The organism is Pseudarthrobacter scleromae, assembly GCF_014644515.1.
Taxonomy (GTDB): domain Bacteria; phylum Actinomycetota; class Actinomycetes; order Actinomycetales; family Micrococcaceae; genus Arthrobacter; species Arthrobacter scleromae.
This window is the reverse complement of the sequence record NZ_BMKV01000001.1, coordinates 430,811-457,597: the sequence shown is the minus strand read 5'-3', so window position 1 is coordinate 457,597 and position 26,787 is coordinate 430,811. Positions and strand designations below refer to the sequence as shown.

General features: G+C 65.8%; 23 protein-coding genes and 2 tRNA genes. 13 read left to right on the top strand and 12 right to left on the bottom strand.

Going from position 1 to position 26,787, the window contains the following annotated elements:
* Positions 1–97: 97 nt before the first annotated feature.
* Entirely contained in the window at positions 98–697 is a 600-nt protein-coding gene (locus IEX33_RS02130) for a recombinase family protein (RefSeq protein WP_229675194.1), read from the top strand.
* A gap of 62 nt (positions 698–759) precedes the next feature.
* On the opposite strand, the gene IEX33_RS02125 is transcribed toward IEX33_RS02130, so the two are convergent.
* From IEX33_RS02125 to IEX33_RS02105, 5 genes are all read right to left on the bottom strand, one after another.
* Positions 760–1,719 (bottom strand): hypothetical protein, encoded by a 960-nt coding sequence (locus IEX33_RS02125; protein ID WP_188727346.1) that lies wholly within the window; start codon positions 1,717–1,719, stop codon positions 760–762.
* A 192-nt stretch (positions 1,720–1,911) separates the two neighbouring features.
* A tRNA-Met gene (locus IEX33_RS02120) sits at positions 1,912–1,985 on the bottom strand.
* Positions 1,986–2,046: 61 nt separating this feature from the next.
* Positions 2,047–2,118 (bottom strand) — tRNA-Thr (locus IEX33_RS02115).
* 315 nt (positions 2,119–2,433) lie between these two features.
* Positions 2,434–4,569, bottom strand: a complete 2,136-nt coding sequence (locus IEX33_RS02110) for a DEAD/DEAH box helicase (protein WP_188727344.1) — start codon at positions 4,567–4,569, stop codon at positions 2,434–2,436.
* Positions 4,570–4,973: 404 nt separating this feature from the next.
* Positions 4,974–5,630, bottom strand: coding sequence for an MOSC domain-containing protein (locus IEX33_RS02105; protein WP_188727343.1), 657 nt, complete (start codon positions 5,628–5,630; stop codon positions 4,974–4,976).
* A gap of 181 nt (positions 5,631–5,811) precedes the next feature.
* Here IEX33_RS02105 and IEX33_RS02100 point away from each other — a divergent pair, with 181 nt between their 5' ends.
* The 4 genes from IEX33_RS02100 to IEX33_RS02085 are packed head-to-tail and all read left to right on the top strand — an operon-like array spanning position 5,812 to position 10,313.
* Positions 5,812–6,408, top strand: coding sequence for a Tat pathway signal protein (locus tag IEX33_RS02100; RefSeq protein ID WP_188727341.1), 597 nt, complete (start codon positions 5,812–5,814; stop codon positions 6,406–6,408).
* A gap of 2 nt (positions 6,409–6,410) precedes the next feature.
* Positions 6,411–7,622 carry a glutathionylspermidine synthase family protein gene (locus tag IEX33_RS02095; RefSeq protein ID WP_188727339.1) on the top strand — a complete coding sequence of 404 codons (1,212 nt, stop codon included), beginning with the start codon at positions 6,411–6,413 and terminating at the stop codon, positions 7,620–7,622.
* Positions 7,623–7,635: 13 nt separating this feature from the next.
* The gene (locus IEX33_RS02090; protein WP_188727337.1) at positions 7,636–9,141 is read left to right on the top strand and encodes an APC family permease; all 1,506 of its coding nucleotides are present in this window, start codon (positions 7,636–7,638) and stop codon (positions 9,139–9,141) included.
* Positions 9,138–10,313 carry an acyl-CoA dehydrogenase family protein gene (locus IEX33_RS02085; RefSeq protein WP_188727335.1) on the top strand — a complete coding sequence of 392 codons (1,176 nt, stop codon included), beginning with the start codon at positions 9,138–9,140 and terminating at the stop codon, positions 10,311–10,313. Before IEX33_RS02090 ends, IEX33_RS02085 begins: the two co-directional genes overlap by 4 nt.
* Positions 10,314–10,393: 80 nt before the next feature.
* Here the strand turns inward: IEX33_RS02085 and IEX33_RS02080 are convergent, their stop codons facing one another.
* Both IEX33_RS02080 and IEX33_RS02075 read right to left on the bottom strand, forming a co-directional pair.
* Positions 10,394–11,161 (bottom strand): SDR family oxidoreductase, encoded by a 768-nt coding sequence (locus IEX33_RS02080; protein ID WP_188727333.1) that lies wholly within the window; start codon positions 11,159–11,161, stop codon positions 10,394–10,396.
* Between the two features lie 4 nt (positions 11,162–11,165).
* Positions 11,166–11,828: a TetR/AcrR family transcriptional regulator gene (locus IEX33_RS02075; protein ID WP_188727331.1), complete on the bottom strand. Its 663-nt coding sequence runs from the start codon at positions 11,826–11,828 to the stop codon at positions 11,166–11,168.
* A 146-nt stretch (positions 11,829–11,974) separates the two neighbouring features.
* On the opposite strand from IEX33_RS02075, the gene IEX33_RS02070 reads away from it, so the two are divergent.
* The 3 genes from IEX33_RS02070 to IEX33_RS02060 are packed head-to-tail and all read left to right on the top strand — an operon-like array spanning position 11,975 to position 15,191.
* Complete coding sequence (locus tag IEX33_RS02070; protein ID WP_188727328.1) at positions 11,975–13,315, top strand: ABC transporter substrate-binding protein; 1,341 nt, start codon at positions 11,975–11,977, stop codon at positions 13,313–13,315.
* Positions 13,312–14,277, top strand: a complete 966-nt coding sequence (locus IEX33_RS02065) for a carbohydrate ABC transporter permease (RefSeq protein WP_188727327.1) — start codon at positions 13,312–13,314, stop codon at positions 14,275–14,277. Before IEX33_RS02070 ends, IEX33_RS02065 begins: the two co-directional genes overlap by 4 nt.
* Positions 14,274–15,191, top strand: a complete 918-nt coding sequence (locus IEX33_RS02060) for a carbohydrate ABC transporter permease (protein WP_188727325.1) — start codon at positions 14,274–14,276, stop codon at positions 15,189–15,191. Before IEX33_RS02065 ends, IEX33_RS02060 begins: the two co-directional genes overlap by 4 nt.
* A gap of 86 nt (positions 15,192–15,277) precedes the next feature.
* Here IEX33_RS02060 and IEX33_RS02055 read toward each other — a convergent pair whose 3' ends face one another.
* The gene (locus IEX33_RS02055; protein ID WP_188727323.1) at positions 15,278–16,441 is read right to left on the bottom strand and encodes a cystathionine gamma-synthase; all 1,164 of its coding nucleotides are present in this window, start codon (positions 16,439–16,441) and stop codon (positions 15,278–15,280) included.
* 42 nt (positions 16,442–16,483) lie between these two features.
* Positions 16,484–17,869 (bottom strand): cystathionine beta-synthase, encoded by a 1,386-nt coding sequence (locus IEX33_RS02050; RefSeq protein WP_188727321.1) that lies wholly within the window; start codon positions 17,867–17,869, stop codon positions 16,484–16,486.
* 146 nt (positions 17,870–18,015) lie between these two features.
* Between IEX33_RS02050 and IEX33_RS02045 the strand changes: the two genes are divergently transcribed.
* Positions 18,016–19,182, top strand: coding sequence for an ArsB/NhaD family transporter (locus IEX33_RS02045; RefSeq protein ID WP_188728161.1), 1,167 nt, complete (start codon positions 18,016–18,018; stop codon positions 19,180–19,182).
* A gap of 2 nt (positions 19,183–19,184) precedes the next feature.
* Here the strand turns inward: IEX33_RS02045 and IEX33_RS02040 are convergent, their stop codons facing one another.
* Entirely contained in the window at positions 19,185–19,592 is a 408-nt protein-coding gene (locus IEX33_RS02040; RefSeq protein ID WP_188728160.1) for a VOC family protein, read from the bottom strand.
* Between the two features lie 240 nt (positions 19,593–19,832).
* Here IEX33_RS02040 and IEX33_RS02035 point away from each other — a divergent pair, with 240 nt between their 5' ends.
* From IEX33_RS02035 to IEX33_RS02025, 3 genes are all read left to right on the top strand, one after another.
* The gene (locus IEX33_RS02035; protein ID WP_188727319.1) at positions 19,833–20,816 is read left to right on the top strand and encodes a DNA-3-methyladenine glycosylase family protein; all 984 of its coding nucleotides are present in this window, start codon (positions 19,833–19,835) and stop codon (positions 20,814–20,816) included.
* Positions 20,817–20,946: 130 nt separating this feature from the next.
* The gene (locus IEX33_RS02030; RefSeq protein ID WP_188727318.1) at positions 20,947–21,915 is read left to right on the top strand and encodes an ATP-binding cassette domain-containing protein; all 969 of its coding nucleotides are present in this window, start codon (positions 20,947–20,949) and stop codon (positions 21,913–21,915) included.
* Positions 21,915–22,724: an ABC transporter permease gene (locus tag IEX33_RS02025; protein ID WP_188727316.1), complete on the top strand. Its 810-nt coding sequence runs from the start codon at positions 21,915–21,917 to the stop codon at positions 22,722–22,724. Before IEX33_RS02030 ends, IEX33_RS02025 begins: the two co-directional genes overlap by 1 nt.
* Here the strand turns inward: IEX33_RS02025 and IEX33_RS02020 are convergent.
* Entirely contained in the window at positions 22,717–24,408 is a 1,692-nt protein-coding gene (locus IEX33_RS02020) for a helix-turn-helix transcriptional regulator (RefSeq protein ID WP_188727314.1), read from the bottom strand. The two genes, IEX33_RS02025 and IEX33_RS02020, sit on opposite strands and share 8 nt — an antisense overlap.
* A 194-nt stretch (positions 24,409–24,602) precedes the next feature.
* Between IEX33_RS02020 and IEX33_RS02015 the strand changes: the two genes are divergently transcribed.
* Entirely contained in the window at positions 24,603–25,025 is a 423-nt protein-coding gene (locus tag IEX33_RS02015; protein ID WP_188727311.1) for an ester cyclase, read from the top strand.
* A 45-nt stretch (positions 25,026–25,070) separates the two neighbouring features.
* On the opposite strand, the gene IEX33_RS02010 is transcribed toward IEX33_RS02015, so the two are convergent.
* The gene (locus tag IEX33_RS02010; RefSeq protein ID WP_188727309.1) at positions 25,071–26,747 is read right to left on the bottom strand and encodes an AMP-binding protein; all 1,677 of its coding nucleotides are present in this window, start codon (positions 26,745–26,747) and stop codon (positions 25,071–25,073) included.
* Positions 26,748–26,787 lie beyond the last annotated feature (40 nt).

The following is a 26,787-nucleotide window of genomic DNA, read 5'->3' as shown; positions in this document are numbered from 1 at the left end:
CGCCGGGACCGGCTGTCCTCAGTGATTGCAAGGGAGTTGTATTCTCATAACCCATTCGCATATTCTAATTCCCATTACCGCTTTATTGCATGAGTAAGTGAGAACGGAGCAGAGCGTGGCACTGATCGGCTACATGAGGGTTAGCACGGCGGAGCAGAAGACAGACGGACAGAGGGACGCCCTGCTGGCGGCAGGCGTCAAGGATGATGCGCGGCACCTGTTCAAGGACCAGGGCGTGAGCGGTGCCAAGGCCAGCCGCCCTGGCTTTGATAAGTGCCTTGCGGCGCTGCGGGATGGGGACACGTTGGTGGTGGCCAAGCTGGATCGCTTGGGGCGGTCCTTGGGGAACCTGATTCATTTGTTCCAAGAGCTGGCAGAGCGGGGCGTGAGTGTGCGGGTACTGGATAACCCCATGCTCAGCACCGACGGCAACAAAGCCCAGGCAAAGCTCATGCTGGGCATCTTCGGAACGCTGGCTGAGTATGAGCGGGACTTGCTCAGGGAGCGGACCAACGTAGGGCTGGCGGCGGCACGCGCACGCGGCCGCAATGGTGGCAGGCCTGCCTTGCTGGACAGCCCCAAGATCAGCAGGGCAAAGGAGCTGCACGCCGCTGGCGTGCTGAGTCCAAAGGAGATTGCTGATGCCGTAGGAGTATCCGTTGCGACGCTGTATCGCTACCTAGCGAAAACTCCCTGAGTGGGAGGATTGCCCCCGCCAAGACACGGGGGCATTCCTGCGCCCGGACTGCGTACCGGCCATTACGTGGACTGTTGGTGATCGAGGTGGAGAACTTCAGGTAGACCGCACTCAAGTATCTGCTCGTACCCGTCCAAGACGAGTCCGCAGACATGGCACTGAAACGCCCACACGTCCATGTCTGCCCCCGTCATCGCCTCAAGGCTTCCCGGCTCCAAGGCTCGGTCAACGCGGCTAAACCCGATAGCCCAACCTGAATAGGCACAGACAGGGCAAGGGAGGCGTCCGGCGAGTTCAGCCAACAGCGATGGCTCCTCTTCTGCTTTGGAGCTCAAGATGGCGTCCTGAAGGTCAGCGGACAGGCCCTCCTCCCGATGTCGCGCAAGAACCTGTCGAGCTGTGCTGAACTTACCAGCAACAAGCAAGGCTAAACGCTTCTCCGCACCCGCCAACATCTTGGTGGCAATGTCGATGTTCGCCACCCCCCACCACGCTATTTCGCCCTTGCCGAAGTACTCACGGGCCTTGTCACAGAACCCCACCATTGCCACCACCGCGACTTGGACCATCTCCGGGCTAACGAGACCCATGTGTGTTGCTGCGTTCCGAACATCGAAAACCACGTCGTCAGTCTTATCCCACTTAACGAGTCCTAGGTCGGTAAGCCTGTTGACTGCCTTTGTTGCGGATATGGACTTGACCGTGAGCGGGTTTGGGTTGATGCCCTTGGGATGCGCGGCCTCGCCGGAAAGAAGCATCAAAGACTTCCTGTCCTCTTGTCGATCTAACAGTAGGACCGGATCCACATCAGACAGAATTGCCTTAGCCAGCAACTCCACAGCCGACCCGATTGCCACTGCGGCGTCGAGCAATTGAAGGTCATCCCAGGCGGAGTACTGCTCCAAGGCTCTATGAGCGTAGTGGAGGCCTGTGTCGCGCAAATGCCCTGGGAGCATATCCAACGTCATGTTTCCTAAACCAGTGGGCCACACATACGATTCGTCGTCGTCAGATGCACTCATGGACCGAGGTTACAGCCAGGAGGCCTTGTATCTACGTCCCCATGGCTGGCCGCCACGTAGCCATTTTGTAGCCACCCCTCAGAGAGATGGCGACCAATTGAAGGAATGCAGGAGATTGGACATTTGTCAAGGGTTAATTCTCATTAACCAGAAAACCCCCGGAATCCTAAGGAAACCGGGGGTCTTTCTATGTAGCGGTGGGGAGGCTCGATCTCCCGACCTCACGATTATGAGTCGTGCGCTCTAACCAACTGAGCTACACCGCCACGAATGAGAAAAACCTGCGTCAAGCCGGTCAAAACCGCCTTGACACAGGCCCTCATCCAGAGCCCCCCACCGGAATCGATCCGGTGACCTCGTTCTTACCAAGAACGCGCTCTACCACTGAGCTAGGGGGGCAACGAGTAAATACTCTACCGGAAGATTTACCCACCAACAAATCGGCGTTCGGTCAGGCGGAGCGAGACTGGAACAGGTGTCCAATGAACGCCCTGTCAGCCGAAAAACGCCGGAAAATCAGGGAAACAGGACCCCTGCAACCAGCGCAGGCCGGCCGGGCCGGAGCCTTTTCCCAGAGGCCCGCACCAAGAATGTGTCGATCCCCACACTCCCCCGCCGCTGTCCGCCGTCGGACATTCACTACTGCACGCCTTAAACGCCTGTGGGCCGGCTCGAAAGCCGGCCCACAGGCGCCTTGTCAGCTAGCTGACGGATTTACCACTTGCCCTTGCGGTTGAAGTCCCGCTGGCCGCCCTCGTTGCCGTGGCGAGGCTTGCGGGAGCCGTCACCGTGGCCGCCGAAGCGGGAGTCGCTGGCCTGGCCGCGGTTGGCACCGCTGTCGGCGCTGTAAGAACGCTCGCTGTACGAACGGCCACCACGGTCAGCCGAGGAACGCTCGCCGTCGGACTTCCGGAATTCCTTCTTGAACCCGCCGTTGCCCTTGAAGTTGCCTCCCCGGTCACCGCCACGGTTGCCCTGGTAGGCGCCGCGCTCGCCGGAGGGCTTGCGGCCGTTGTCCAGCTCAAGGTTGATCAGCTCGCCGCCGATCCGGGTGCGGGACAGGGCACGCAACTGCTCGGGGCTCAGGTCTGCCGGAAGCTCCACGAGGGAGTGGTCCGAGCGGATGTCGATGCCGCCGATTTGGGCTGAGGAGATGCCGCCTTCGTTGGCGATGGCGCCCACAATGGAACCCGGCATGACGCGCTGGCGGCGTCCCACGGCGATCCGGTAGGTGGCGTTGCCCTCGGTGAGCGTACGGGTCGGTCCACGCGAGCCGAAACCGTCCTTGGAGCGCTCGCGCTTCTGGAACTCGGGAGCTGCAGGCAGTTCCTTCACCAGCAGCGGCTGGCCGCCCTGTGCCATGACGGCAAGGGCAGCAGCGATTTCCGCAGCCGGAACGTTGTGCTCTTCCTCGTAGGACGCGATGAGGTCGCGGAACGCCGAGACGTCCTCTGACGCCAGCGTTTCGGTGATCTTCTCGGCGAACTTGCCCAGGCGCAGCGTGTTCACGGTCTCGGCCGTGGGCAGGTGCATCTGCTCCACCGGCTGCCGGGTGGCCTTCTCGATGGAACGCAGCAGGTACTTCTCGCGCGGCGTCATGAACAGGATCGCGTCGCCCGAGCGGCCTGCACGCCCGGTGCGGCCGATGCGGTGGACGTAGGACTCGGTGTCGTGCGGGATGTCGTAGTTGATGACGTGGCTGATGCGCTCCACGTCAAGGCCACGGGCCGCGACGTCGGTGGCCACGAGGATGTCGATGCGGCCTTCCTTCAGTGCGTCCACAGTGCGCTCGCGCTGCTGCTGCGGAATGTCGCCGTTGATGGCGGCGGCCTGGAAACCGCGGGACTTCAGCTTGTCAGCCAGGTCCTCGGTAGCCATCTTGGTCCGCACGAAGGCGATGACGCCGTCGAACTCTTCGACCTCAAGGATGCGGGTCAGAGCATCGAGCTTGTGCGGGCCCATGACCTGCAGGTACCGCTGGCGGGTGTTGGCACCGGTGGTGGTCTTGGACTTCACGGAGATCTCGGCCGGGTTGTTCAGGTACTGCTTGGACATGCGGCGGATCTGGCTCGGCATGGTGGCCGAGAACAGGGCCACCTGGCGGTCCGACGGGGTCTGCTGGAAGATCTGCTCCACGTCTTCGGCGAAGCCCATGCGCAGCATCTCGTCGGCCTCGTCCAGCACCAGGTACTGGAGCTCGGACAGGTCCAGGGAACCCTTGGAGATGTGGTCGATCACACGGCCGGGAGTACCGACAACAACCTGGGCACCGCGGCGCAGGCCGGCGAGCTGGGGGCCGTAAGCGGAGCCGCCGTAAACCGGGAGGACCGTGAAGTCATCGATGTGCTTGGCGTACGAGGTGAAGGCCTCGGCAACCTGGAGGGCCAACTCGCGGGTCGGGGCGAGCACCAGGGCCTGGGTCTTGCGGGAGGGGCCATTGAGGTCGTGGAGCTCGGCCAGGCGGGACAGTGCCGGTACTGCGAATGCTGCAGTCTTACCGGTGCCGGTCTGGGCGAGGCCCACGACGTCGCGGCCTTCGAGCAGCAGCGGGATGGTTGCTGCCTGGATGGGGGAAGGCTTTTCGTAGCCAACATCCTGCAGGGCAGCGAGGACGCGGCCGTCGATGCCGAGGTCGGCGAACTTGATGCCTTCTTCTTCGTCTTCCTCAGCCTTGGCGGCGGGAGCTTCCACAGAGGGAGCGGCCGGAGCTTCCTCAGCCTTGGCGGCGGGGGCTTCTTCGGGGGCTTCGGCGGGTGCCGGTGCGGCCTCGGCTGCGTGGGCAGCGGGCTCAGTGAATTCGATGCTGGCAGTCGCTGCTTCAGCGGTGGCGTCGTTGTGATTTTCGGGCATAGGGAAGTATTCCTCATCCATAGGGGGCCAGGCGGCACTACCCGAGGTGAGCGGAGCCGCAGTACGTGTGCCGTGGATGCCGGGCAAACATTGACCGGCCGGTCACAGAAGTCCGGCGCTTTCGCAATCCCGTGGCAGGACTTCCCGCTGCATCTCTTGGCTGCTATCCCAGCAGTCTGTACAGCGTTTTCTTTAGCCGGCTCTCCCTATGAAAATGCCCGCATCGCTTGCGCGGGCCCCAACACTTGCCAGTCCTGCCTCAAAAATTGGGCAGGAATAAGGGATTTCCGGAGTGGGGGATGTTTCAAGTGTAAGGTACGCACCTGCCGCAGCGGAAATTGAACGTACGACGACGGCGGTGAGCTTGCGCACACCCCTCCCCTTCCAGCCGCTGCAGCCTGTGGCTACCGCCCCAGCTGCCGTTCCAGCGCCTCGAACTTTTTCGTGAACTCCGGCTGCTGCAGGCGGATCTCGCCGTCGGCGTCGGCGTCGCGCAACGCTTCCATCGACTCCGCGTCCGGTTCGCTGAACCACCTGCCCACGGTAATGCCGTGCTTCGGAACATACAGCCGGTGGATATGGTCCCCGGCCTGGATGGTGCCGGTCCTGATGACGCGCAGGTAGGTGCCCACGCGGCCCTCCTCGGTGAACCTCTTGACGAAGTGCGGCTCCCGCATCCGGCGCTGGAAGGTGGCGCAGGGCGTTCGCGGCGAGGTGACTTCGACTTCGAGGCTGAGGCCGATCTTCCACCGTTCGCCAATCACCGCTCCCGTGGCGTCGATGCCCGCTACCCGGAGGTTCTCGCCAAAGATTCCAGGCGGGAGGTCCCGCTGCAACTCCCCGGCCCAGTAGTCCGCGTCCTGCTGCGAATAGGCATACAGGGCCTGGTCCGGACCGCCGTGGTGTACCCGGTTCGCCTGGATGTCGCCCTGGAGGCCCAGGCGGTGAACCTTGACCGGCCCCTCGGCCGGACGCTTGTCGATGGCCGTCACGCCCACGTTGGATGTATCCGGCAGGAGCTGGTGGACACGGCAGACGGCAACTACGGAGGCGGTTTCCATGGCACCAGTGTAGGGTCCGCGACCCCCTGCAGGCCTCAGCTGCCGGCATGGGGACTTCTCCCCCATCCGCTATCCGCTGCGCTGCTCGCAGCCGGCACCGGCAGGGACTACGCTGAGTTCAGGATTGCAATTGGGGGTGCAGCGCTGTGCCCAATTCACGTGGACTACTGAAGGGGACGCCATGGACCCGAACAAAAACCCGGAGCGCGGGCGGGCAAGCGGCAACCAGCCTGACGGTGACGGCCGGGCAGGCGCGAAGCCTCCGCCCTGGCAGGTACCCAAACCGGAGCTCCGCCCTGAACTGCTCAACGAGCCTGTTACTCCCGTGGACCCGTTTGCCCGCGACCGGGAGAGGCAGCTCAACGAGGCGGCGGCCAGGAAGAAACGCTCGCAGCGGCGCACCGTGGTGGTGGGCCTGGGCGTGACGGCGCTGCTCGCCGGCACCATCACGGCTGTGGTGGCCAGCAACCAGGATGATCCCGAGTACGCCCAGGTGTGTTTCAACGACGAAACCGGCGAGCGCGTGGAGGACACCAACTGCAACAGCTCTGCCGGCCGAAGCGGCGGCATCTACGCCTGGTATTTCTTCTCCCGCGGGGCGTTCGTTCCCGCCGTCGGGCAGAACCGCTCAACCGCCCCCACCTACACCAGAACCGTTCCCAGCGGCGCAAAAGCCTCCACCGGGTACAGCACGCAGGGCGGCACGGTCAGCCGCGGCGGCTTCGGTACCACCGCCAAGAGCGGTACCAGCGGCGGCAGCAGCAAAGTGGGGGGCTGAGCGTGAAGCGGCTGGTGTCTGTGCCCAGGCCCGACTGGAAGCAGAAGATCCAGGAACAGGGCCTGGTCTTTTCCACCACCACCATGGAGGACGGGCGGCGGATCGAGTACTGGAACGAGTCCGCGTACTACGAATTCACCACGGACGAGGTGGAGGAGCTAGAGCTGGCGGCCGAGGACATGCACAGGATGTGCGTGGAAGCGGCCAAGTTCCTGGCCACCGGCGCCATGGGCGATATCGGCATCGGCCCGCAGGCTTTGGAACTGGCTGCAGAGTCCCTGCAGGCCGGGGACGTGGACGTCTACGGCCGCTTCGACTTCATCTATGACGGCCAGGGCGGGCCCGCCAAGATGCTCGAATACAACGCGGACACCCCCACCGGGCTCATCGAGGCGGCAGTGGCGCAGTGGTTCTGGCTGCAGGACGTCTTCCCGGAAAAGGACCAGTGGAACGGGATCCACGAGGCCCTGATCCGGCAGTGGAAAAAGGTCCAGTACCGCACCGGCATGAGCACCCTGCACGTTGCCCACTCGGAGGTGGAGGAATCCGGCGAGGACTGGATGACGGCTGCCTACATGCGGGACGTGGCCAGCCAGGCAGGCTGGACCACCATCGGCATCAACATGTCGGACATCGGCTGGGACCCCAACCTGAACCGGTTCGTGGACCTGGACAATTTCATGATCAGCACCATCTTCAAGCTCTACCCCTGGGAGCTGATGATGAAGGAACCCTTCGGGCACCGTCTTCTGGAACGGGCCCACAACCCGCGCTGGGTTGAACCGGCCTGGAAAATGCTCCTCTCCAACAAGGCGCTCCTGGCCGCCCTCTGGCACCTGTACCCGCAGCACCCCAACCTGCTTCCGGCCTACCTTAACGAGCCGGGCCCCCTTAAGGAATGGGTGGCCAAGCCCCTGCACGGCCGCGAAGGGGACAACATCAAGATCCACGCCCGGGGCATCAGCCTTGAGCAACCCGGCGGCTACGGCCGCGAGGGCTGGTGCTACCAGCAGTACCAGGAACTGCCCGACTTCGACGGCAACCATCCCGTCCTGGGCCTGTGGGTGGTGGACGGCGAGTCCGTAGGCTGCGGCATCCGGGAATCGGATGGGCCGGTCACTGACTACTTCTGCCGTTTTGTGCCCAACACCATTGACGCGCCGGCGCCGCTCTCGGCCGAGGCCTCCTCCAACAAAGCAGGTATCGCACTATGAACCCGGTGACAGCATGAGCACAGGAACCACGACGACGGGCGGCCCGGGCGGCGCGCCGGGCGCCACCGTCCCGGCCAAGGGGCTCCGCGCCGGGATCCTCGACCTCGGCGACTCCGTGATGCTGGGGCTGGCCTCCACGGCACCGGTCTACTCGCTGGCCGCAACACTGGGCCTCATCGTGGCCGTAAACGGCAACTACACTCCCCTGATCCTGCTGCTCGGCTTCATCCCCGTGCTCTTCATCGCGTATGCGTTCCGCGAACTGAACAGCGCCATTCCGGACTGCGGCACCACCTTCACCTGGTCCAGGCGTGCGTTCGGCCCCTGGGCGGGCTGGCTGGGCGGCTGGGGCGTGGCGCTCGCCGGCATCGTGGTCCTGGCCAACCTGGCGCAGGTGGCGGGCCAGTACCTGTGGCTCCTGGTGGGTGACGGCTCCCTGGCGGACAACAAGGCAGTGGTGACTGCAACGGGCGTCCTGTTCATCGCCGTAATGACGCTGGTCAACTACTGGGGCATCCGACTGGGCGAACACGTCCAGCGGGTGCTGACCTATGTGCAATACATCTCCCTGGGGATCTTTTCCCTGGCCATCGTGGTGCGGATCGTTGCGGGTTCCGCCGCGGGAGACACCTCTATCCAGGCCTTCGACCTTGAATGGTTCAACCCGGTGGGTGCCTTTGCGGATCCCGGGGCCGTGGTGCACGGCGCGCTCCTGGCGCTCTTCATCTATTGGGGCTGGGACACCTGCCTCGCGGTCAATGAGGAAACAGAGAACCCTTCAACCACCCCCGGCCGCGGCGCGGTGATCTCCGCCTTCATCCTCGTGGCCATCTATGTCTCCGTGGCGCTCCTGGTGATGATGTACGCCACGGTGGGCACGGAGGGCATTGGCCTGGGCAACGAGGCCAACCAGGACGACGTCTTCCTGGCCATGCGGGACGTGGTGCTGGGCCCCTGGGGATGGCTGATCGTCGTCGCCGTCCTTGCCTCCGTCCTGTCCTCCACCCAGACCACCATCCTCCCCACGGCACGCGGCACCCTGTCCATGGGCGTCCACGGCGCCCTGCCGGCCAGGTTCGGCCAGGTGCACCCGAAGAACCAGACTCCAGGGTTCTCCACCCAGGTCATGGGGGCGGCCGCCATCGCCTATTACGTGGCCATGAGTTTCATGAGCGAGAACCTGCTCTCCGATTCCATCAGCGCCATCAGCCTGTTCATCGCCTTCTACTACGCGCTCACCGGTTTCGCGTGCTTCTGGTACTTCCGCGGCACCCTCCGGCATTCGGCGCGCAACCTGTGGTTCCGGGGCATCCTGCCGCTCGTGGGTGCGCTCCTGCTGACGGCCGCCTTCTTCATCTCGGCTGTCCAGATGTGGGACCCGGCCTACGGCGACACCCAGATCTTCGGGGTCGGCGGGGCCTTCGTCAGCGGCGTGCTGCTGCTGGCCCTGGGCGTGGTGCTGGCTGTGGCGTGCCGGTTCCTGCCCGCCACCCGCGGTTACTTCCTGGCGAAGCCGTGAACCCGGACCCCTCGGACGTCCTTGCCCTGGATGCCCTGCTGACCCCCGGCGAGCAGGAAATCCAGCAGAAAGTCCGGGACTTCACGGCCCAGCGGATCAGGCCAAACATCGCCCGGTGGTACGAGGACGCCGTCTTTCCCCTGGAGCTCGCGCCGGAACTGGGCGAACTCGGGGTGCTGGGAATGCACCTGGAGGGCTACGGCTGCCCGGGCCGCTCCGCCGTCGAATACGGCCTGGCCGCAATGGAACTCGAGGCCGGCGATTCCGGGATCCGCACCTTTGTCTCGGTGCAGGGCTCATTGGCCATGACCGCCATCCACACGTGGGGCTCCGAGGACCAGAAACAGGAGTGGCTCCCCCGGATGGCCGCCGGGGAAGTGATCGGGTGCTTTGCGCTGACCGAGCCTTCAGCCGGCTCCGATCCTTCCTCCATGGCCACGTTCGCCCGGCGGGACGGTGCCGGGGACAACGCCGGCTGGGTGCTGAACGGCGCCAAACGCTGGATCGGCCTCGCTTCGGTGGCCGGGGTGATGGTGGTCTGGGCCATGACCGACGACGGCGTGCACGGCTTCCTGGTGCCGGCGGGGACCCCCGGCGTCGCCGCCGTCCCCATCACGCAGAAACTGTCGATGCGCGCGTCCATCCAGTGCGATGTGGTGTTCGACGACGTCAGGCTGGGTCCGGAGGCGCTGTTGCCGGCGGCGCGTGGCCTGCGCGGCCCGTTTACCTGCCTGAACGAGGCCCGGTACGGCATCGCCTGGGGCGCCATGGGTGCCGCCCGGGATTCCTACCAGTCAGCACTGGCCTACTCGCAGGAGCGGCTGCAGTTCGGCAAGCCGCTGGCCGCCTACCAGCTGACCCAGGAGAAGCTGGTCAACATGCTGGTGGAGATCCAGAAGGGGACCCTGCTGGCGCTGCACCTGGGACGGCTCAAGGACGCCGGCGTCCTGCGGCCCGAGCAAATCTCACTGGGCAAGCTCAACAACGTCAGGGAAGCCCTCACGGTGGCCAGGGAGGCACGCTCCATCCTCGGCGGAAACGGCATCACCCTGGACTACTCCCCACTGCGCCATGCGGCCAACCTGGAATCGGTGCGCACCTATGAAGGCACCGACGAAGTCCACACCCTGGTCCTTGGCCAGCACATCACCGGCATCAACGCGTTCCGCTGACCCTGGTTTTCCGGCGCAACCAGGTAGCAGGTGATGTCGTTTTGGCGGCTCATAACAGCATCTGCTGCTACCTGGTTGGGCTACGCCGAGAAGCCGCCGTCAGACTTGATGAGCTGGCCGGAGACCCAGCGGCCGGCGGGTGAGAGCAGGAACCCCACGGTTCCTGCGACGTCGGCGGGTGTTCCCAGCCGTCCGGTGGGCTGTTGGGCCGTCAGCGCTGCCCGGACCTCGTCGTCCATCCAGCCGGTATCCACTGGGCCCGGGTTCAGCACGTTCGCCGAAATGCCCTGCGGTCCAAGCTCCCGCGCGGCGGCAATGACGATCCTGTCCAGCGCGCCCTTCGAGGCACCGTAGGGAAGGTTGAACGCTGTGTGGTCACTGGTCAGCGCAACGATTGCGCCGCCGTCGTCCGTTGCCTGCCGCGCGAACGCGGCAATCAGCTGCCAGCTGGCCCGGGTATTCACGGCAAAATGCCGCTCAAACGATTCCACGCTGGTGTCCAGGATCCCCGAGTCCACGGACTCGGCATGGCTCAGGACCATGCCCTGCAGCGGGCCCGCCAGCTGCACGGACTCCGCCACCAGCTGGTCGGGCACGGCGGGGTCCTGGAGGTCCGCGGACAGCACGTGGACCTGGGCGCCGATGGCTTCGAGCTCGGCAGTCAAACGCACGACGTCGTCCGGCTCAGTCCCCCACGGCATCCGGGCGTCGTAGTCCTGCCAGTAGGCCAGCACCAGGTCCCAGCCTTCGGCGGCGAGGTGCCGGGCGATGCCGGCGCCGATGCCCGCGAGCCGGCCCGCCCCGGTGATGAGGGCGGCGGGGCGGACGGCTGCGGGGGAAGAATCCATGGGATCAGCCTAGCGGCGCCAATGGAAGTGCCCCGGCTGAAGCACGCTCCGGGTCCTCCTCAGGCAGCAGGACCAGGTCCAGGTAAGCGCGGAGACAGCCGGCCATGTCCACACTCCCGGGCGCCAGGAGCCACTGCGTCTGGATGCCGTCCCACAGAGCGATCAATGAGGCAGCGGCAGTGTCCGGATCCACACCAGGGCGCAGCCGGCCTTCCCCGGCCAGCTGCGCAAGCTGGCGCGCGTAGCTCCGCCGCAGCCGCTCAAAGCGCTGCGTAAAGTAGTCCCGCCCGGGATGCCCCTCCGTGACCGCTTCTCCGCACAGGACGGTGTAGAGCTCAAGGACTCCCGGGACATCTTCATTGAAGCGCGCCTGCCGGAGGACGGCATCAGAAAGTGATTCCTCCGGGTCCGGCGGCGCGGTACCGTCTCCCGTGATGGAATCCCGCCAATTGAGTACTGCCAGGAGCAGATCGCTTTTGGAGGGGAAGTAGTGGAGGAGGCTCGTCTGGCTCATGCCCGCGTGGTTGGCCACGTCCTGCAGCGAGCTGCCGCGATACCCGTGGGCGGCGAAGACGGCGTGGGCTGCGGTCAGGATGGCCCGGCGCCGCTCCGCCGACTTCGCGTAGGGTCCCCGGCGGGACGTTTGAGGGCCCTCCTTGGTGCTCATGGCAAGCCAGTGTACCCGCCGTAACTCCCGCTAAACCAAAACTCGAGCGACCACTCGAGTTTTCGTGTTAGCCTTTCTCGAACCGAACAAAAAGTGCCATGCTTCACACTTTTAGGCACATATCCGACACAATGAGGTGAAGGCAAATGTCCCAATTCACGCGAAGACAACTCCTGAGTGCGGGCCTGGGCACCGCAGCGGTGGGGCTCCTGTCCGGCTGTGCCACGCCAGGCATACGCTCCGTCAACACAGCACCGGTGCTCGCTCCCGCCGCCAGCGGGGAAAAGATCACCCTGACGTACTGGTGCTGGCTCAAGGACGCCCAAAAAGTGGCCGATATCTGGAACGCCTCCCATCCGCAAGTCCAGGTGGAGGTCGTGTGGATTCCCGGCGGCAACGCCGGCGGGTACCAAAAGCTCTATTCGGCCCTGGCTGCCGGCGGCGGACCCGACCTTGCCCAGGTGGAGATGCGGTCCCTCCCCGAATTCATGCTGGTCAACGGCCTGGTGGACGTTGCCCGGTACGGCGCCCAGGACTACGCGCACCTGTACGACCAGACCCTGTGGGGCCAGGTCAGCTTCTCCGGCGGCGTGTACGGCATCCCCCAGGACTCCGGCCCCATGGCCATGTTCTACCAGCCGGCAGTCCTGAACCAGGTGGGCGGCACAAACCCCGGCACGTGGGACGAATGGGCAGCCCTGGCACGCGAACTGCGCCAAAAGGATGTCTACCTGGACTGCTTCCCGCTGGGTGACGCCTCCGTGTTCACAGCCTTCGCGGCCCAGGCCGGTGCCAGCTGGCTCCGGCCTGAGGAGGACGGCTGGGTCATTAACATGACCGACGACGCCACCATGAAGGTTGCCCGCTTCTTCGACCAGGCCATCGATGAGGACCTTGTGCAGACGGCGTTCGGCGCCTATTCCCCCGGCTGGTTCGCTGCAGCCGCCAAGGGAACCATCGCCTCCGTGGTGTCCGGCAGCTGGGGAGACGCCCTCATTGAAGGCGTCAGCGGCGGCAGCGGCAAATGGCGGGTGGCACCCATGCCCACCTGGGGCGGGAGCGGATTCGGGTCAAGCTACCTTGGCGGTTCCACCGCAGCGGTCCTGGCCAACAGCAAACACCCCCGCGAAGCACTCGAGTTCGCGGTCTGGATGACCACGTCCAGGGAAGGCATCGACGCCGAAATCACCAACAGCGGCATTGGCTGGTCGCCGTCGCCGGACTTCATCGGCACTCCGCGGCAGGCGCCGTCGGAGTTCTTTGGCGGCCAAAGCTACCACCAGGAAATCTTCGTGCCGGCGGCCCAGCAGCAGAACAAGGACTGGTCCTGGTGGCCCGTCACGCAGCAGTCCTTCAACATCCTGAGCGACGGCTTCCGGAAGAAGGCGTCAGGAACCAGCCTGGTGGATTCGGTGGCGACGGCCGAACAGCAGATCATGACCGTCTTCAGGAACAAGGGCCTCAGCATTCGAAAGGAAGCGTCATGACAGCGACATCACCCACCGCGCGGACGGGGCAGGTTCCATCCGCGCAGCCTTCCGCCCGGCCGGGCAAACGCGGCGACCGGACAGGCGCTGCGTCCCGCGCGCCCTGGCTCCTGCTGGCGCCCTTCCTGGCGTTGTTCATCCTGACGTTTATCCTTCCGATCTTCGTTGCCGTTGGCTCGAGCTTTACCAAAGTGACCCGGAGCGGGCTCTTTGGGGAGGCAGGGGTCACCAGTGAATTCGCCGGGTTCAGCAACTACGCCCAGGCCCTGGCTGACGGCAGCTTCGTGGCGTCGATCGGACGCATGCTCCTCTTCGGCGTGGTGCAGGTACCGGTGATGATCGTCCTCTGCACGGTGCTTGCCCTCATGCTCGAATCAGCGTCCGCCAAGTGGCCGGGCTTCTTCCGTGCCGCGTACTTCCTCCCCTACGGCGTTCCGGGGGTCATTGCCACCATCCTCTGGTCGTTCCTCTACGTCCCCGGGCTGAGTCCGCTGTTCGACGTCGCGGCCCTGGTGGGACTGACTCCGGATTTCCTGGGTGCCAACACCGTTCTATGGTCGATTGCGAACATCGTCACCTGGAGCTACACCGGCTACAACATGCTGATCATCGTGGCCCAGCTGAAGGCCATACCCGGGGAGCTGTATGAGGCCGCGAAGGTGGACGGCGCCTCCACCTGGCGGGTGGCCCTCAGCATCCAGCTTCCGCTGATCCGGCCCGCCCTCGTCCTGACAACTGTCTTCTCCATTATCGGCACCCTGCAGCTCTTCGCCGAGGCGCAGGTCCTGAAGACCGTGGCCCCCGCCATCGACAGCCAGTACACGCCCAACCTCAGCGCCTACACCACCGCGTTCGCCTACAACGACTACAACGTGGCCGCTGCGCAGGCCGTGCTGATAGCCGTGGCCGCCTTCGTCCTGTCCTTCGCCTTCCTCAAATTCACGAACAGGAAGTCCTCATGACCGCTACCGTGACCCCGACGTCGACATCGGCTTCCCCGGCCCGCCCATCCGCGGCAGGGACCAGGCGTTCCGGAAGCAAGGGCCGTCCGTCCACCATCATCGTCACAGCGGTGCTCGTGGTGGTTGCCCTGTACTTCCTCATTCCCGTCTACTGGGTGGTGGTCGCTGCCACCAAGTCCACGGAGGACCTGTTCTCCACCAACGGGTTCTGGTTCGCCCCCACCGTTGCGCTGTGGGACAACCTTGCGCAGGTGCTCAGCTATGACAACGGCATCTTCATCCGGTGGTTCCTGAACTCAGTGCTGTACGCCGGCATCGGCGCCCTCCTGGCCACCTACTTCGCGGCGGCGGGCGGTTACGCGCTGGCGAAGTACGAGTTCCGCGGGCGGAACCTGGTCTTTGGAACCATCCTGGGCGGAGTACTGGTACCCGGCACGGCCACAGCCCTGCCGCTCTTCCTGCTTTTCAGCCAGCTGGGCCTGGCCAACACGTACTGGAGCGTGCTGCTGCCGTCCCTCGTCTCGCCGTTTGGACTGTTCCTGTGCCGGATCTATTCGCAGGCCACGGTGGACACCTCACTCATCGAGGCGGCCAGGCTGGACGGCGCGGGCGAACTGAGGATCTTCCACACCATCGGGCTGCGTGTGCTCACCCCCGCCCTGGTCACCGTGTTCCTCTTCCAGCTGGTGGGAATCTGGAACAACTACTTCCTGCCGCTCGTGATGCTGTCCGACTCCGGGCTGTACCCGATCACGCTCGGCCTGAACAACTGGCTGAGCCAGGTGGACCGGCTGCCTGAGTTCTACGAGCTGACCACCGGCGGCGTGCTGCTCTCGATCATCCCGCTCAGCATCGCCATGGTGGTCCTACAGCGCTTCTGGCGCGGCGGGCTCACCGAGGGTTCCGTAAAGTAGGAAATTTCCCACCGCGGGACGGCACGTCGCAGCAACCCCCACCCCGGGAACTGCCGCGACGTGCCGTCCCGGTTTAACCGGCGGGTCTAGGGGATGGCGGCGAACGCCTGGTCCAGGTCCGCGAGCAGGTCCTCCACGTCCTCAATGCCGCAGGACAGGCGGAGGAGGTTCACCGGAACCGCCAGCTCGGTGCCTTTGACCGAGGCGTGCGTCATCTCGGACGGGTAGTTCATCAGCGATTCGATGCCGCCCAGGGACTCGGCCAGGGTGAACACCGACGTCGATTCCGCCACCTTCCGGGCAGCAGTCTCGCCGCCCTTGAACTGTACCGAAACCATGCCCCCAAAGCTCCGCATCTGCTTCCTGGCGAGCTCGTGGCCCGGGTGGGACGGCAGGCCCGGATACAGGACGGCCTCCACCTCGGGCCGCTCGAGCAGCCACTCGGCCACGGCCTGGCCGTTGAGGCTGTGCCGGTCCATGCGGACCCCCAGGGTCTTCAGCCCGCGCGTGGTGAGGAACGCGTCCATGGGTCCGGAGACGGCGCCCACGGCGAACTGGACGAAGCCGATCTTCTCCGCGAGCTCCGCATCCTTGACTACCACGGCGCCGCCCACAACGTCCGAATGCCCACCGATGTACTTCGTGGTGGAGTGGACCACGACGTCGGCACCCAAGGCGAGCGGGTTCTGCAGGTAGGGGGAAGCGAAGGTGTTGTCCACCACGAGGAGGGCACCGGCGTCGTGCGCTATTGCTGCGAGCGCCGCGATGTCGGTGATCTTCATCAGCGGGTTGGACGGCGTCTCCACCCAGACGAACCGGGTCTTGCTGGCGGCGACTGCCGCCCGGACGGCGTCGAGGTCTGCCATGTCCACCGGGGTGTTGCCGATCCCCCAGCCGCCCAGTACCCGGCTGATGAGGCGGTAGGTGCCGCCGTAGGCGTCGTTGCCCAGCACAATGTGGTCGCCGGGGCGGGTCAGGGCGCGGATGAGCGAATCCTCGGCGGCCAGCCCGGAGCTGAAGCTGTAGGCGTGGGTGCCGCCTTCCAGCGCCGCGAGCTGTTCCTGCAGGGCGTCCCTGGTGGGGTTGCCGCCGCGGCCGTACTCGTAGCCCTCGCGGAGCCCGCCGATGCCGTCCTGGGCGTACGTGGAACTGAAGTGCAGGGGCGGAACCACAGCGCCGGTGCGGGGCTCGAAGGCCTGGCCGGCGTGGACGGCGCGGGTGTTGAAACCTTGGTTTCCGGGAACGGACATGATGCTCCTTGTCTGGGTGAAGCAGTATCAGGGTGAAGCAGTTTAGTTGCTGAGGTAGGCCAGGAGGTCGTGCCGGGTGAGGATGCCCACCGGCGCGCCGACGAACGTGACCATCACGGTGTCCACGTCCGAGAGCAGTTCCCTGGCTGCGGAAATGGTTTCCAGCGATCCGATGACGGGCAGCTTGGGGCCCATGTGCTCGGAAATCTTGTCCGTCAGTTTGGCTTCGCCGCGGAACAGCTTAGCGGTCAGGGTGCGTTCGTCCACGGCACCGAGCACCTCGCCCATGACCACCGGCGGCTCCTGGGACAGAACCGGGATGTGGCTGACGCCGAACTCGTTCATGATGTTGATGACGTCGCGCACGGACTCGTTGGGATGGATGTGCACCAGGTCCGGCAGTTCGCCGTTCTTGGAGCTGATGACCTCCCCCACGGAGGTTTCCTCGCCGCCGGAGAGGAAACCGTAGGAGCGCATCCACTGATCGTTGAAGATCTTCGCCAGGTACCCCCGGCCGGAATCCGGCAGGATCACGACGACGACGGCGGACTCGGGCAGGTCCCGCGCCGCCTTCAGCGCAGCCACCACGGCCATGCCCGAGGATCCGCCCACCAGGAGGCCCTCCTCACGGGCGAGGCGCCTGGTCATGGCGAAGGAATCGGCATCGCTGACCGCGATCACCTGGTCCGGGACGGACTTGTCGTAGTTCGCCGGCCACATGTCCTCGCCCACCCCTTCGACGAAGTACGGGCGTCCAGTGCCGCCGGAGTACACCGAGCCTTCCGGGTCAGCGGCGATGATCCGGACCACGCCGCCATCGGACGCCGGCCGGCCCGCCGATGCTTCCTTCAGGTAGCGGCCGGTGCCGGTGATGGTTCCGCCGGTTCCTGCGCCGATGACGCAGTGGGTGATCTTGCCCTCCGTATCGCGCCAGATCTCCGGGCCGGTGGTCTGGTAGTGGCTTCCGGGCGCTGCGGGGTTGGAGAACTGATCCGGCTTGTACGCACCGGGGGTCTCCCGGACAATCCTGTCCGAGACGCCGTAGTAGCTTTGGGGGCTGTCCGGCGGCACGGCAGTGGGCGTCACCACGACCTCAGCGCCGTACGCCTGCAGGACGGCGCGCTTGTCCTCACCCACCTTGTCCGGCACCACAAAGACGCACTTGTAGCCTTTTTGCTGGGCCACCAGGGCCAGGCCCACCCCGGTGTTGCCGGACGTGGGCTCAACAATGGTCCCGCCGGGCTGCAGTTTGCCGTCCCGCTCGGCGTCCTCGATCATCTTCACCGCAATGCGGTCCTTGATGGACCCGCCCGGGTTCAGGTACTCCAGTTTGACCAGGACGGTGGCTTTGATGCCCTCCGTCACGTGGTTGAGTTTGATGAGCGGGGTATTGCCGATGAGGTCCAGGATGGACTGGGCGTACTTCATGGATACAAAGCTACCGCTTCCCTGCCGCGTGCACCTTCCGCGCCCTGTGCCCCCCCGACGGCACACCACGCGGGTTCAGCCGTTTCCAACAGGTTCCACGCAGGCACGGGTGGGATCATGGGCCAGTGCAGCAGTTCGCCTGGTTGATGAAAGTCCGGAGCTACCTCCTTCCCGGAGCGATGCTCCTGGCCGGTGTTGCATCCCTCGTCTCCGGGGCACTGCCCCTGCCCGCTTTCGACGCACTGGCGGGCCGCACCGTTCCCATCCTCGCGTTTGTGCTCGCGATGTCCCTGCTGACTGAACTGCTGGACGAAGCTGGGCTCTTCAAGGTTGTTACAGACCGGCTCGCAGGGCTGGGCCGGGGCCGCGTGTTCCTGTTGTGGCTCCTTGTCGTGGCGCTGGCCACGGTTACAACTGTTTTCCTGTCGCTCGACACCACTGCCGTGCTGGTGACACCGGTGGTGGTCCTCCTTGCAGTCCATGCCGGCATCCAGCCGCTCCCCTTCGCTTTGACCACCATCTGGCTCGCCAACACCGCCTCCCTCCTGCTGCCTGTGTCAAACCTGACGAACCTGCTGGCCCAGGACGCGCTGGGGCTCAGCCCCCTGGGCTTTGCAGGGACCGTCTGGGCACCCGCACTGGTGGGGGTTGTTGTTCCGCTGGCCCTGTTGTGGCTGGCGTTCCGCAAGGACCTGCGGGGACGGTACCGGCCGCAACGGTCCCCCGCCGTGCGGGACCGCCCGCTGCTGGTCATTGCAGCGGCCACCCTGCTGGTCCTGCTGCCCGCCCTGGTGTCCGGCGTACCCGTGCAGTATCCGGCCATCGTGGCGGCGGCCTTCCTGCTGATGGTCTTCCTCTGGCGGCGGCCCTCCGTGCTGCGGTGGTCCATGGTTCCGTGGCGTCCGCTGATGCTCACGGTTGGACTGTTCATGGTCGTTGAAGCACTGCATGCCAACGGGTTGACGGCGCTCCTGGCCGGCACAGCCGGCCAGGGCGAGAGCCTGCCCGCCCTCCTTCACCTGGCCGCGCTGGGAGCCGGTGCGGCCAACGCAGCCAACAACCTGCCCGCCTATCTGGCCCTTGAGCCGGTGGCCGGGTCTCCGGCCCGGGTGGCCGCCCTGCTGATCGGTGTCAACCTGGGCCCGCTGGTCACCCCGTGGGCGTCCCTGGCCACCCTTCTCTGGCATGAGCGGTTGCGGGCGCTGAACGTCCGGATCAAGTGGAGCGGCTTTGCCCTGGCCGGGCTGGTGGTCGCAGCCCTGACGGTCCCGCTTGCGGTGGTGGCCCTCTGGGTGGCGTCCGGGATGCCCTGACGCTACCCGGCGGACTGCGACTGCTGGTCGGAGGGCAGGTTCTCCCACAGGCCCATGACGTTGTCCTCAGGATCCTTGAAGTAGGCGAAATAGCCCATCCCGGGGATCTCGTTCTTGGGCATAACAACAGAACCGCCCAGCTCCTCGACCGTTTTCAGCGTGGCATCGATATCCGGCACGTCCACCGTGATGACGGGGTTGGCGATCTTTTCCTCCCGGGCCATCATGCCGCCGTTGATCGCACCCGCGGTTGTCGGCTGCCCGGTTGCCTCGTCCATGGGGGTGGTGATCACCATGTTGTAGTCCATTCCAGGGACGGGTTCTATCCGCCAGCCCAGGGCCTGCTGGTAAAACTTCTTGGCCCGCTCCTGATCGTCCGCGGGGATTTCGAAATGCACTACTCCACCCATTGCGCTCACCTGGAATCTCTGGAATCTCGAAGGGACGGGCGCGGACGCCCCGCGCCACACCTGGGATTCTAGTCCTCCATCCGCTCCCCGATAAGGGCCGGGAACAAGCCGGGGTTCTGTCCACATATGCAGGCTTCCGGGCCGCGCAACCCGGCATGCTTGCACAAAAACTCCGGCCCCGGAACCGGCACGGCGGAGCTGGCGGGGCAAACTGTCGGGGCACCGTGGGACGATGGTTCAATGACGATCGCAGAGGTTCCTGCACGGCTGGCGGCCGCCGCGGACGCCTCCCTCCGGTGGTATCCGGGCGGCCCCTACGACCTGGCGCGGACCCTCCGCCCGCTCCTGCGCGGCACCAGTGATCCCTCCTTCGCGGTGGACGGCGGCGTCATCTGGAACGCCTTCACTACAGCCGAGGGCCCCGCTACCATCCGGCTCAGCCCGGCAGGCAGCGCGGAGACGGAGCACCGGGTGGACGTCCAGGCCTGGGGTCCGGGCGCCGCGGCGGCGGCAGCGGCAGTGCCGCGCCTCCTGGGTGCGCACGACGATTGGTCGGCATTCGACGAACCGGTGTTCCATGCCACGCTCCCCCGCATGGTCAGGGAAGCGCGGCGGAGAAGCCTGGCCGTCCGGCTTCCCTCCAGCGGCCGCATGGTGGACCAGCTCGTGCCCATCATCCTGGAACAGAAAGTCACGGTCATCGAGGCCCGCCGCGGCTACCGGTACCTCCTTCACCGCTACGGGTCCCCCGCGCCGATGGCTGGATCGCTGGCTCCCGCCGGCCTGGTGCTGGCACCCACGGCGGCGCAGTGGCTGCAGGTCCCCAGCTGGGAGTGGCACAAGGCCGGGGTGGGCCCGCAGCGCTCCGCAACGGTGATGCGGGCGCTGCGCTCCGCCGTCGCGCTTGAACGGCTGGCGGAGCTGCCGGCGCTGGAGGCGGCCGCAAAAATGCAGACCATCCCCGGCATCGGCATCTGGACGGCCGCGGAAGTGGTGCAGCGAACGCACGGCTGCCCTGACTCCATCTCGGTGGGCGACTACCACCTGGCCGCGTACGTCGGGGCTGCGCTGACCGGACGGCGGACTGATGACGCCGGCATGCTCCGGCTCCTGGAACCCTGGACGGGACACCGCCAGCGGGTGGTGCGGATGATCCAAAGCAGCGGTTTCCGCAAACCCACGTTCGGCCCGCGGATGACCATCCAGGACCACCGCCGGCACTGACGCCCGCCGGGCACACGGCCCCCAACGCACGAGCACGATTTTTCCGTGGACTCGTGCCGGGTATAGGTATAGCGTGGCGCCAGGGAGCCCGTTCCAGAGCCCCGGCACGCCGCATCCTCTGGAGTCACGCATGATCCACACGGACAAACTGGCAAAGACGTTCACGGTCAAGAAAGAAACAGTGGAAGCCGTCAAGGGCGTCGACATCGACGTCGCGCCGGGCGAGCTCGTGGCCTTCCTTGGCCCGAACGGGGCAGGCAAGTCCACCACCTTGCGCATGCTCACCACGCTGCTGACGCCCACCTCGGGGACGGCCAGGGTTGCCGGCGTGGACGTCACCGCGGATCCGGCGGGAGTGCGGGCAAAGATTGGCTACATCGGCCAGGGCAACGGCGGCGGCCACAGTTTCCGGGTGATCGATGAGCTGGTGATGCAGGGCCGCTTCTACGGCATGAACTCCGCGGACGCCCTTGACCGGGCCCGGGAGCTCCTGCAATCCCTGGACCTCGCGGACCTCGCCAAGCGGACAGTCATCAAGCTCTCCGGCGGGCAGCGGCGAAGGATGGACGTGGCGCTGGGGCTGATGCACTCGCCGCGGCTGCTCTTCCTGGACGAGCCGTCCACCGGGATGGACCCGCAAAACCGTGCCAACCTGTGGGAGCACATCATGCGGATGCGCGAGGAACACGGCACCACCATTGTGCTGACCACGCACTACATGGACGAGGCCGACTCCATGTCCGAGCGGGTCATCATCATCGACCACGGCAGGATCATCGCCGATGACACCGCCGCGCGGCTGAAGGCAAACCTCGCCGGCGACCTGCTGGCCGTCGAAGTGGCGGCGGCCTCCGCGGCCGGGGTGCGGGGTCTGCTGGGGCGCGCCGCGGCGGGCGGAGAGGTCAGCGAGAATTCGTACGACGGCGTTGTCCGCTTCCGCCTCCGGCTTCCCGAAGGTGCCCGGCTGGCGCCTGCGCTGCTGCTGGAGATGCACGACGCCGGTGCTCCCGCCCAGTCCCTGGAGCTGAAGCCGCCCACCCTGGACGATGTGTTCCTGGAGCTGACCGGGCGCAACCTGCGGGAAGGGGCGAACCGCTGATGGCCACGCACGGCACCACCGCCGGCGCCCGGGAAAGGCCCGGGCTGGGCAGGGTCCTGCATGACACCAGGTACGTGTTCTGGCGGGAAATGCTGCTGCCGCTCAGGGACCCGTTCTCGCTGGTGTTCTCGCTGCTCCAGCCGCTGGTCTTCCTGGGACTGTTCGGCCCGCTGCTGGGGGCGGCCGTGGGCGCGCCGGCGTTCGGCGGACAATCCACGCTCCAGTGGTTCCTCCCGGGTGTGGTGGTGATGATCGCCCTCTTCGGAACGTCCATGACCGGTTCAAACCTGCAGTACGAGCTCATGACGGGCTCCTATGAGCGCATCCTGGCAACGCCGCTGTCCCGGTCCTCGCTGATGATCGGGCGGGCATTGAAGGAGTGGGCGCCGCTGGTGGTCCAAGGGCTCCTCATCGCTCTGGTCTGCATCCCCTTCGGCTTCGTCTTCTACCCGCTGCACGTGCTGGCCGGGCTGGTCATCCTGGGGATCTTCGGCATAGGACTCGGAGCCCTGTCGTATGCGCTGGCTCTCGTCTCCCAAAACAAGGAGTGGATCTTCTGGGGAGTCCAGCAGACACTGCTGTTCCCACTGATGATCCTCTCGGGCATCATGCTTCCCATCGAGGCGGGACCCGGCTGGATGAGGACGGCCAGCTTGTTCAACCCCCTTACCTACCTGGTGAACGCCGAGCGCGAACTCTTCGCGGGAAGTGTCGGGACGGACACTCTCCTGGGCCTGCTTGCAGCCTCGGTGACAGCCGCCGTCGGCCTGGCCGTGGGTGTGAAAGCCATCAGCCGCAACATCAACTAAGAGAGCCGAGGCGCGCGCCGTAGGCGGCAGCTTCTGCGCGGTTGCGCAAGCCCAGCTTATCCAGGAGGCTGCTGACGTGGTGTGCCGCCGTTTTGCGGCTGATGAACAGATGCCCGGCGATCTCCTGGTTTGAATACCCCCGGACCAGGAGCCCCAGTATTTCCTGCTCACGCCTCGTGAGCACCCCGGGCCCCCGGGGAACGGAGCGCCCGCCCGCACCCCAGGACCTCAACAGCGCTGCCGCAACATCGGCATCGTGCGTTGCCCCCAAACGGTCCAGTGCTGTGAGGGCCGCACGTGCTTCGGATACGGCGAGCACCGGCTGGTCCGCGGCCAGGACGCGCGCCAGCTCCAACCGCGCGCGCCCGGCCTCCAGCGAAAGATCAAGGCGCCCAAACAGGGTCAGGGCGTCTTCAAAACATGCCGCCGCAGCTTCAGCCACACCCTGGGCAGCCGAAATCCGGCCTCCGGCCAGGACCGCATAGGCGGACAGCAACGCTGCGCCGCCGGGGCCCCCGGCGCGTTCCCCAAGGGAAACGGCTACTCGTTGGGCACCGTCAAGATCTCCGGCTGCCAGCCGCGCTTCCACCAGCAGGCTCAGTGCCGCCGCCGTTTCAAGGGAGCTCCGCTGCCCGCCTGCGTGCAGCGGAGGCACGAGGCTGCCGCTGCCGCTGCCGTCCTGTTCCGAGCGAAGCCACCGTTCCGCCAGGGCTACTGCTGTCAGCGGTTCATGACTGACAAGAGCCAGGGCTGCCGCCACCAGGCTGCTTTCCACCGGTGCGCCGATACCCTCAATCACGGCCCGCGCCTCGTCGAAGCGCCCTTGGCGGACGCGGAGGTCCGCGAGGCTGGTGATGGCCCGGTGGTACATGCCGGGGAATACTCCCTTAGTGCTTTCAGCTGCGCGCCCCAACTCGTCTTCGGCTTCCGCCCAATGGCCGGTGAGCAACAGCACCCGGCCATGGACCAAGCGGCACTGGGCGTACAGATAGGGACAGCCGTAGACCTTCATCCAATCGCCTGCAGCCTGGGTCCACTGGGCGGCGCGTCCGAGGTCGCCCAGCAGGTCGCAGACCGTCAGCATGGAACATCCCGCCATCACCACTGTGTAAGAAGATGTTCCGTCACCGCCCAGGGCGCTTGCCATGGCCTCGTCTACACAGCGAAGCCCGGCCTGGACGTCCCCGTCCTTAACCAGGACAACGCCCCGTTCGGCAAGGGCACACACGGCAAGGTCGGGGTCGCCCATTTCCTGGGACGTTGCCAGCGCCCGCTCAATCAGGGTGCGGCAGCGGCGCGCATCCGTGGCAAGGAGCGCCGCGCAGAAGTCAACCCAGGCAAGGGACAGACCGTCGTCGGGCGCGGCCATGCTCTCTGCCCTTGCCAGCCACCCTTTCGCGGCAGCCTGGTTGCCGAGGGACATGCCGTACACAAGGCAAAGCCAGACCGCCGAATCAACCGCTTCGGCAACGTTGCCTGCCCGGCGGCTCGCGGCGTAGGCCCGCTCCCGGCAGCGGACACTTTCCCCGATTTCCCCCAGGAAGAAGAGGGCGTCGCTGAGGCCTGCGAGTGCTGCGGGCGAACGGGTGGCAGCAAGGAGTTCCCGGAAAGCGTCGCGGGCTTCTGCCCACTGCCCCGCTTCCATGGCCGCGGTGCCTCGCGCTGTCAGTTCCTCCAGCGTCACGGTTCAATTACATCACTTTCGTGGCGGTGTCCACAGAGCCACCACAACCGCACGCCGGCCGTCAGTCACCTTGCCAGCCGAAACGTGAAACGCGCCGCGGAATGGGTCAGTTGACCCATCCGCCCAAGGATCGATGGGGGGGAGTCTGGTGTTGTCCCGTGACGGGATAAACAGGACCGTTTGAGGAGAGAACGATGAGCGCAAGCAATTTTGCCAAGGCAGTGGAGGCCGTGAATGCCCATGACCCAAAGGGCTTCGCTGCAACGTATGCCGCGGATGCGGTGGTCCATGATCCCCTTTACCCGCAACCGCTCAAGGGGCGGGACGCCGTGGAGCAGGACATGGTGGAACTCCTGAGGGCATTCCCGGATGCCCGTTTCAGCCTGGGGCCGCTGCTTCAGGACGGTGCGATGTTCGCGGCAGAGTTCACGCTGCGCGGTACTCACCAAGGGCCGCTGGCGTCGCAGGAGGGCGAGATTCCGGCCACCGGCAGGACCATAGAGAACAATGGGGCTGTCTTCTCCAAGTTTAATGCCGACGGGGAAGTCGCCGAGGAACACCGCTACTACGATGTGGCCGGCCTGCTGGCGCAGCTGGGGCCGACTCCCGGGGCGTGACCTGCCCGGCAGCTGTAACGGGCAGCGGCACTGCGGGACGCCGTGTCAGGGCTGCAGCCTTGCCACGGCCTCCTGGCGCATCTCCACTTTGCGGACCTTCCCGGACACGGTCATGGGGAACCGATCACGGACCTCGACGTAGCGGGGAATCTTGTAGTGGGCCAGCTTCCCCCGGCAGTACGCGGCAAGCGAACCCGCGTCCAGCGGCTGGGCGCCGGGCTTGAGGATGATGCACGCCATCAGCTCCTCGCCGTACCTGGCATCCGGCACCCCGATGACCTGCACATCCTGGATGGACGGGTGGGTGAAGAGGAACTCCTCAATCTCCCGCGGATAGATGTTTTCGCCGCCCCTGATCACCATGTCCTTGATCCTGCCCTCGATGACGACGTACCCGTCGTCGTCCATCCGGGCAAGGTCGCCGGTATGCATCCAGCCCTCGGCATCGATGGCCTCGGCGGTCTTGTCCGGCTGGTTCCAGTACCCCTCCATCACGGCATATCCCCGGGTGCAGAGCTCCCCGATCCGGCCCCGCTCCAGCACTTCCCCCGATACGGGATCGATGATCCTGCTTTCCAGGTGGGGCATGGTGCGTCCCACCGTCTCGGTGCGCTGCCGCAGGCTGTCCCCCAGCCGGGTCATGGTGGACACCGGCGACGTTTCGGTCATGCCGTAGCAGATGGCCACATCCACCATGTTCATCTCCGACATCACCCGGTTCATCACCTCGACGGGGCACAGCGAGCCGGCCATGACACCCGTGCGCAGGGTGGACAGGTCGTAGGAAGCAAAGTCCGGCAGCGCCAGCTCGGCGATGAACATGGTGGGCACCCCGTACAGGGAGGTCCCGCCGAAATCCTGGACGGCCTCCAAGGCGGCGGCCGGACTGAAGCCCCGGCCCGGGATGATGGTGGCAGCGCCGTGGCTGAGGGCGTTCAGGTTGCCGATCACCATCCCGAAGCAGTGGTAGAACGGCACCGGGATCACCACCCTGTCGTGCTCTGTGTACCCAAGCAGTTCGCCGATCGAGAACCCGTTGTTGAGGATGTTGTGGTGCGTGAGCGTTGCCCCTTTGGGGAAGCCCGTGGTCCCGGAGGTGTATTGCAGGTTGATGGGATCGTGCGGGTCAAGTTCATCCATCCGGGCCTGCAGTCCGGCATGGCCGACGTCGTCCGCCCGCCGAAGCAGCTCGGCGTACGTCAGCTCCGCATCACCGAGGGGGACGCCGGCGTCGAACCCGTCCTCCGCGGGCGCGGGCAGGAAGACCAGCTCGCGCAGGTCCGGGCACTCCGCGAGCGCTTTCCGGGCCATCCCCACGTAGTCGCTGTTCGTATCCGACGGGGCAGTGACCAGCATCCGCATGCCGTTCTGCCGCACCACGAATTCCAGTTCGTGGCTGCGGTAGGCAGGGTTGACGTTGACCAGGATGGCCCCGGCCTTGGCGGTGGCGTACTGGAGGAGGGTCCATTCGGCGCAGTTGGGACTCCAGATTCCCACCCGGTCACCCTTGGCGACGCCCAGGGCGAGGAGCGCACGCGCGAGCCGGTCGACGTCGTCGTTCATCTTGGTGTAACTCCAGCGGCGGGCGTCGGCGCCCGGAACAGGTGCCGCCTCGATCAGCGCGTCGTGGAAGGGAAAACGGGCCGCCACCCGCTCAAAGTTCCGGCCGATGGTTTCATGGAGCAGCGGGACGTCAGTGTCCCCGGCTGTGTAGGCGCGCATGCTGGCACGCTACCAAGTGGCTTCCGGCAATGAAAGCACC

Excerpts from the sequence above, each read along its gene's own strand:
- IEX33_RS02125 (WP_188727346.1), bottom strand. The coding sequence starts at position 1,719 with ATGAGTGCATCTGACGACGACGAATCGTATGTGTGGCCCACTGGTTTA.
- IEX33_RS02090 (WP_188727337.1), top strand. The coding sequence starts at position 7,636 with ATGAGCACAGGAACCACGACGACGGGCGGCCCGGGCGGCGCGCCGGGC.
- IEX33_RS02105 (WP_188727343.1), bottom strand. The coding sequence starts at position 5,630 with ATGGAAACCGCCTCCGTAGTTGCCGTCTGCCGTGTCCACCAGCTCCTG.
- IEX33_RS02030 (WP_188727318.1), top strand. The coding sequence starts at position 20,947 with ATGATCCACACGGACAAACTGGCAAAGACGTTCACGGTCAAGAAAGAA.
- IEX33_RS02070 (WP_188727328.1), top strand. The coding sequence starts at position 11,975 with ATGTCCCAATTCACGCGAAGACAACTCCTGAGTGCGGGCCTGGGCACC.
- IEX33_RS02055 (WP_188727323.1), bottom strand. The coding sequence starts at position 16,441 with ATGTCCGTTCCCGGAAACCAAGGTTTCAACACCCGCGCCGTCCACGCC.
- IEX33_RS02100 (WP_188727341.1), top strand. The coding sequence starts at position 5,812 with ATGGACCCGAACAAAAACCCGGAGCGCGGGCGGGCAAGCGGCAACCAG.
- IEX33_RS02080 (WP_188727333.1), bottom strand. The coding sequence starts at position 11,161 with ATGGATTCTTCCCCCGCAGCCGTCCGCCCCGCCGCCCTCATCACCGGG.
- IEX33_RS02045 (WP_188728161.1), top strand. The coding sequence starts at position 18,016 with ATGAAAGTCCGGAGCTACCTCCTTCCCGGAGCGATGCTCCTGGCCGGT.
- IEX33_RS02010 (WP_188727309.1), bottom strand. The coding sequence starts at position 26,747 with ATGCGCGCCTACACAGCCGGGGACACTGACGTCCCGCTGCTCCATGAA.
- IEX33_RS02040 (WP_188728160.1), bottom strand. The coding sequence starts at position 19,592 with ATGGGTGGAGTAGTGCATTTCGAAATCCCCGCGGACGATCAGGAGCGG.
- IEX33_RS02025 (WP_188727316.1), top strand. The coding sequence starts at position 21,915 with ATGGCCACGCACGGCACCACCGCCGGCGCCCGGGAAAGGCCCGGGCTG.
- IEX33_RS02075 (WP_188727331.1), bottom strand. The coding sequence starts at position 11,828 with ATGAGCACCAAGGAGGGCCCTCAAACGTCCCGCCGGGGACCCTACGCG.
- IEX33_RS02035 (WP_188727319.1), top strand. The coding sequence starts at position 19,833 with ATGACGATCGCAGAGGTTCCTGCACGGCTGGCGGCCGCCGCGGACGCC.
- IEX33_RS02050 (WP_188727321.1), bottom strand. The coding sequence starts at position 17,869 with ATGAAGTACGCCCAGTCCATCCTGGACCTCATCGGCAATACCCCGCTC.
- IEX33_RS02060 (WP_188727325.1), top strand. The coding sequence starts at position 14,274 with ATGACCGCTACCGTGACCCCGACGTCGACATCGGCTTCCCCGGCCCGC.
- IEX33_RS02110 (WP_188727344.1), bottom strand. The coding sequence starts at position 4,569 with ATGCCCGAAAATCACAACGACGCCACCGCTGAAGCAGCGACTGCCAGC.
- IEX33_RS02065 (WP_188727327.1), top strand. The coding sequence starts at position 13,312 with ATGACAGCGACATCACCCACCGCGCGGACGGGGCAGGTTCCATCCGCG.
- IEX33_RS02015 (WP_188727311.1), top strand. The coding sequence starts at position 24,603 with ATGAGCGCAAGCAATTTTGCCAAGGCAGTGGAGGCCGTGAATGCCCAT.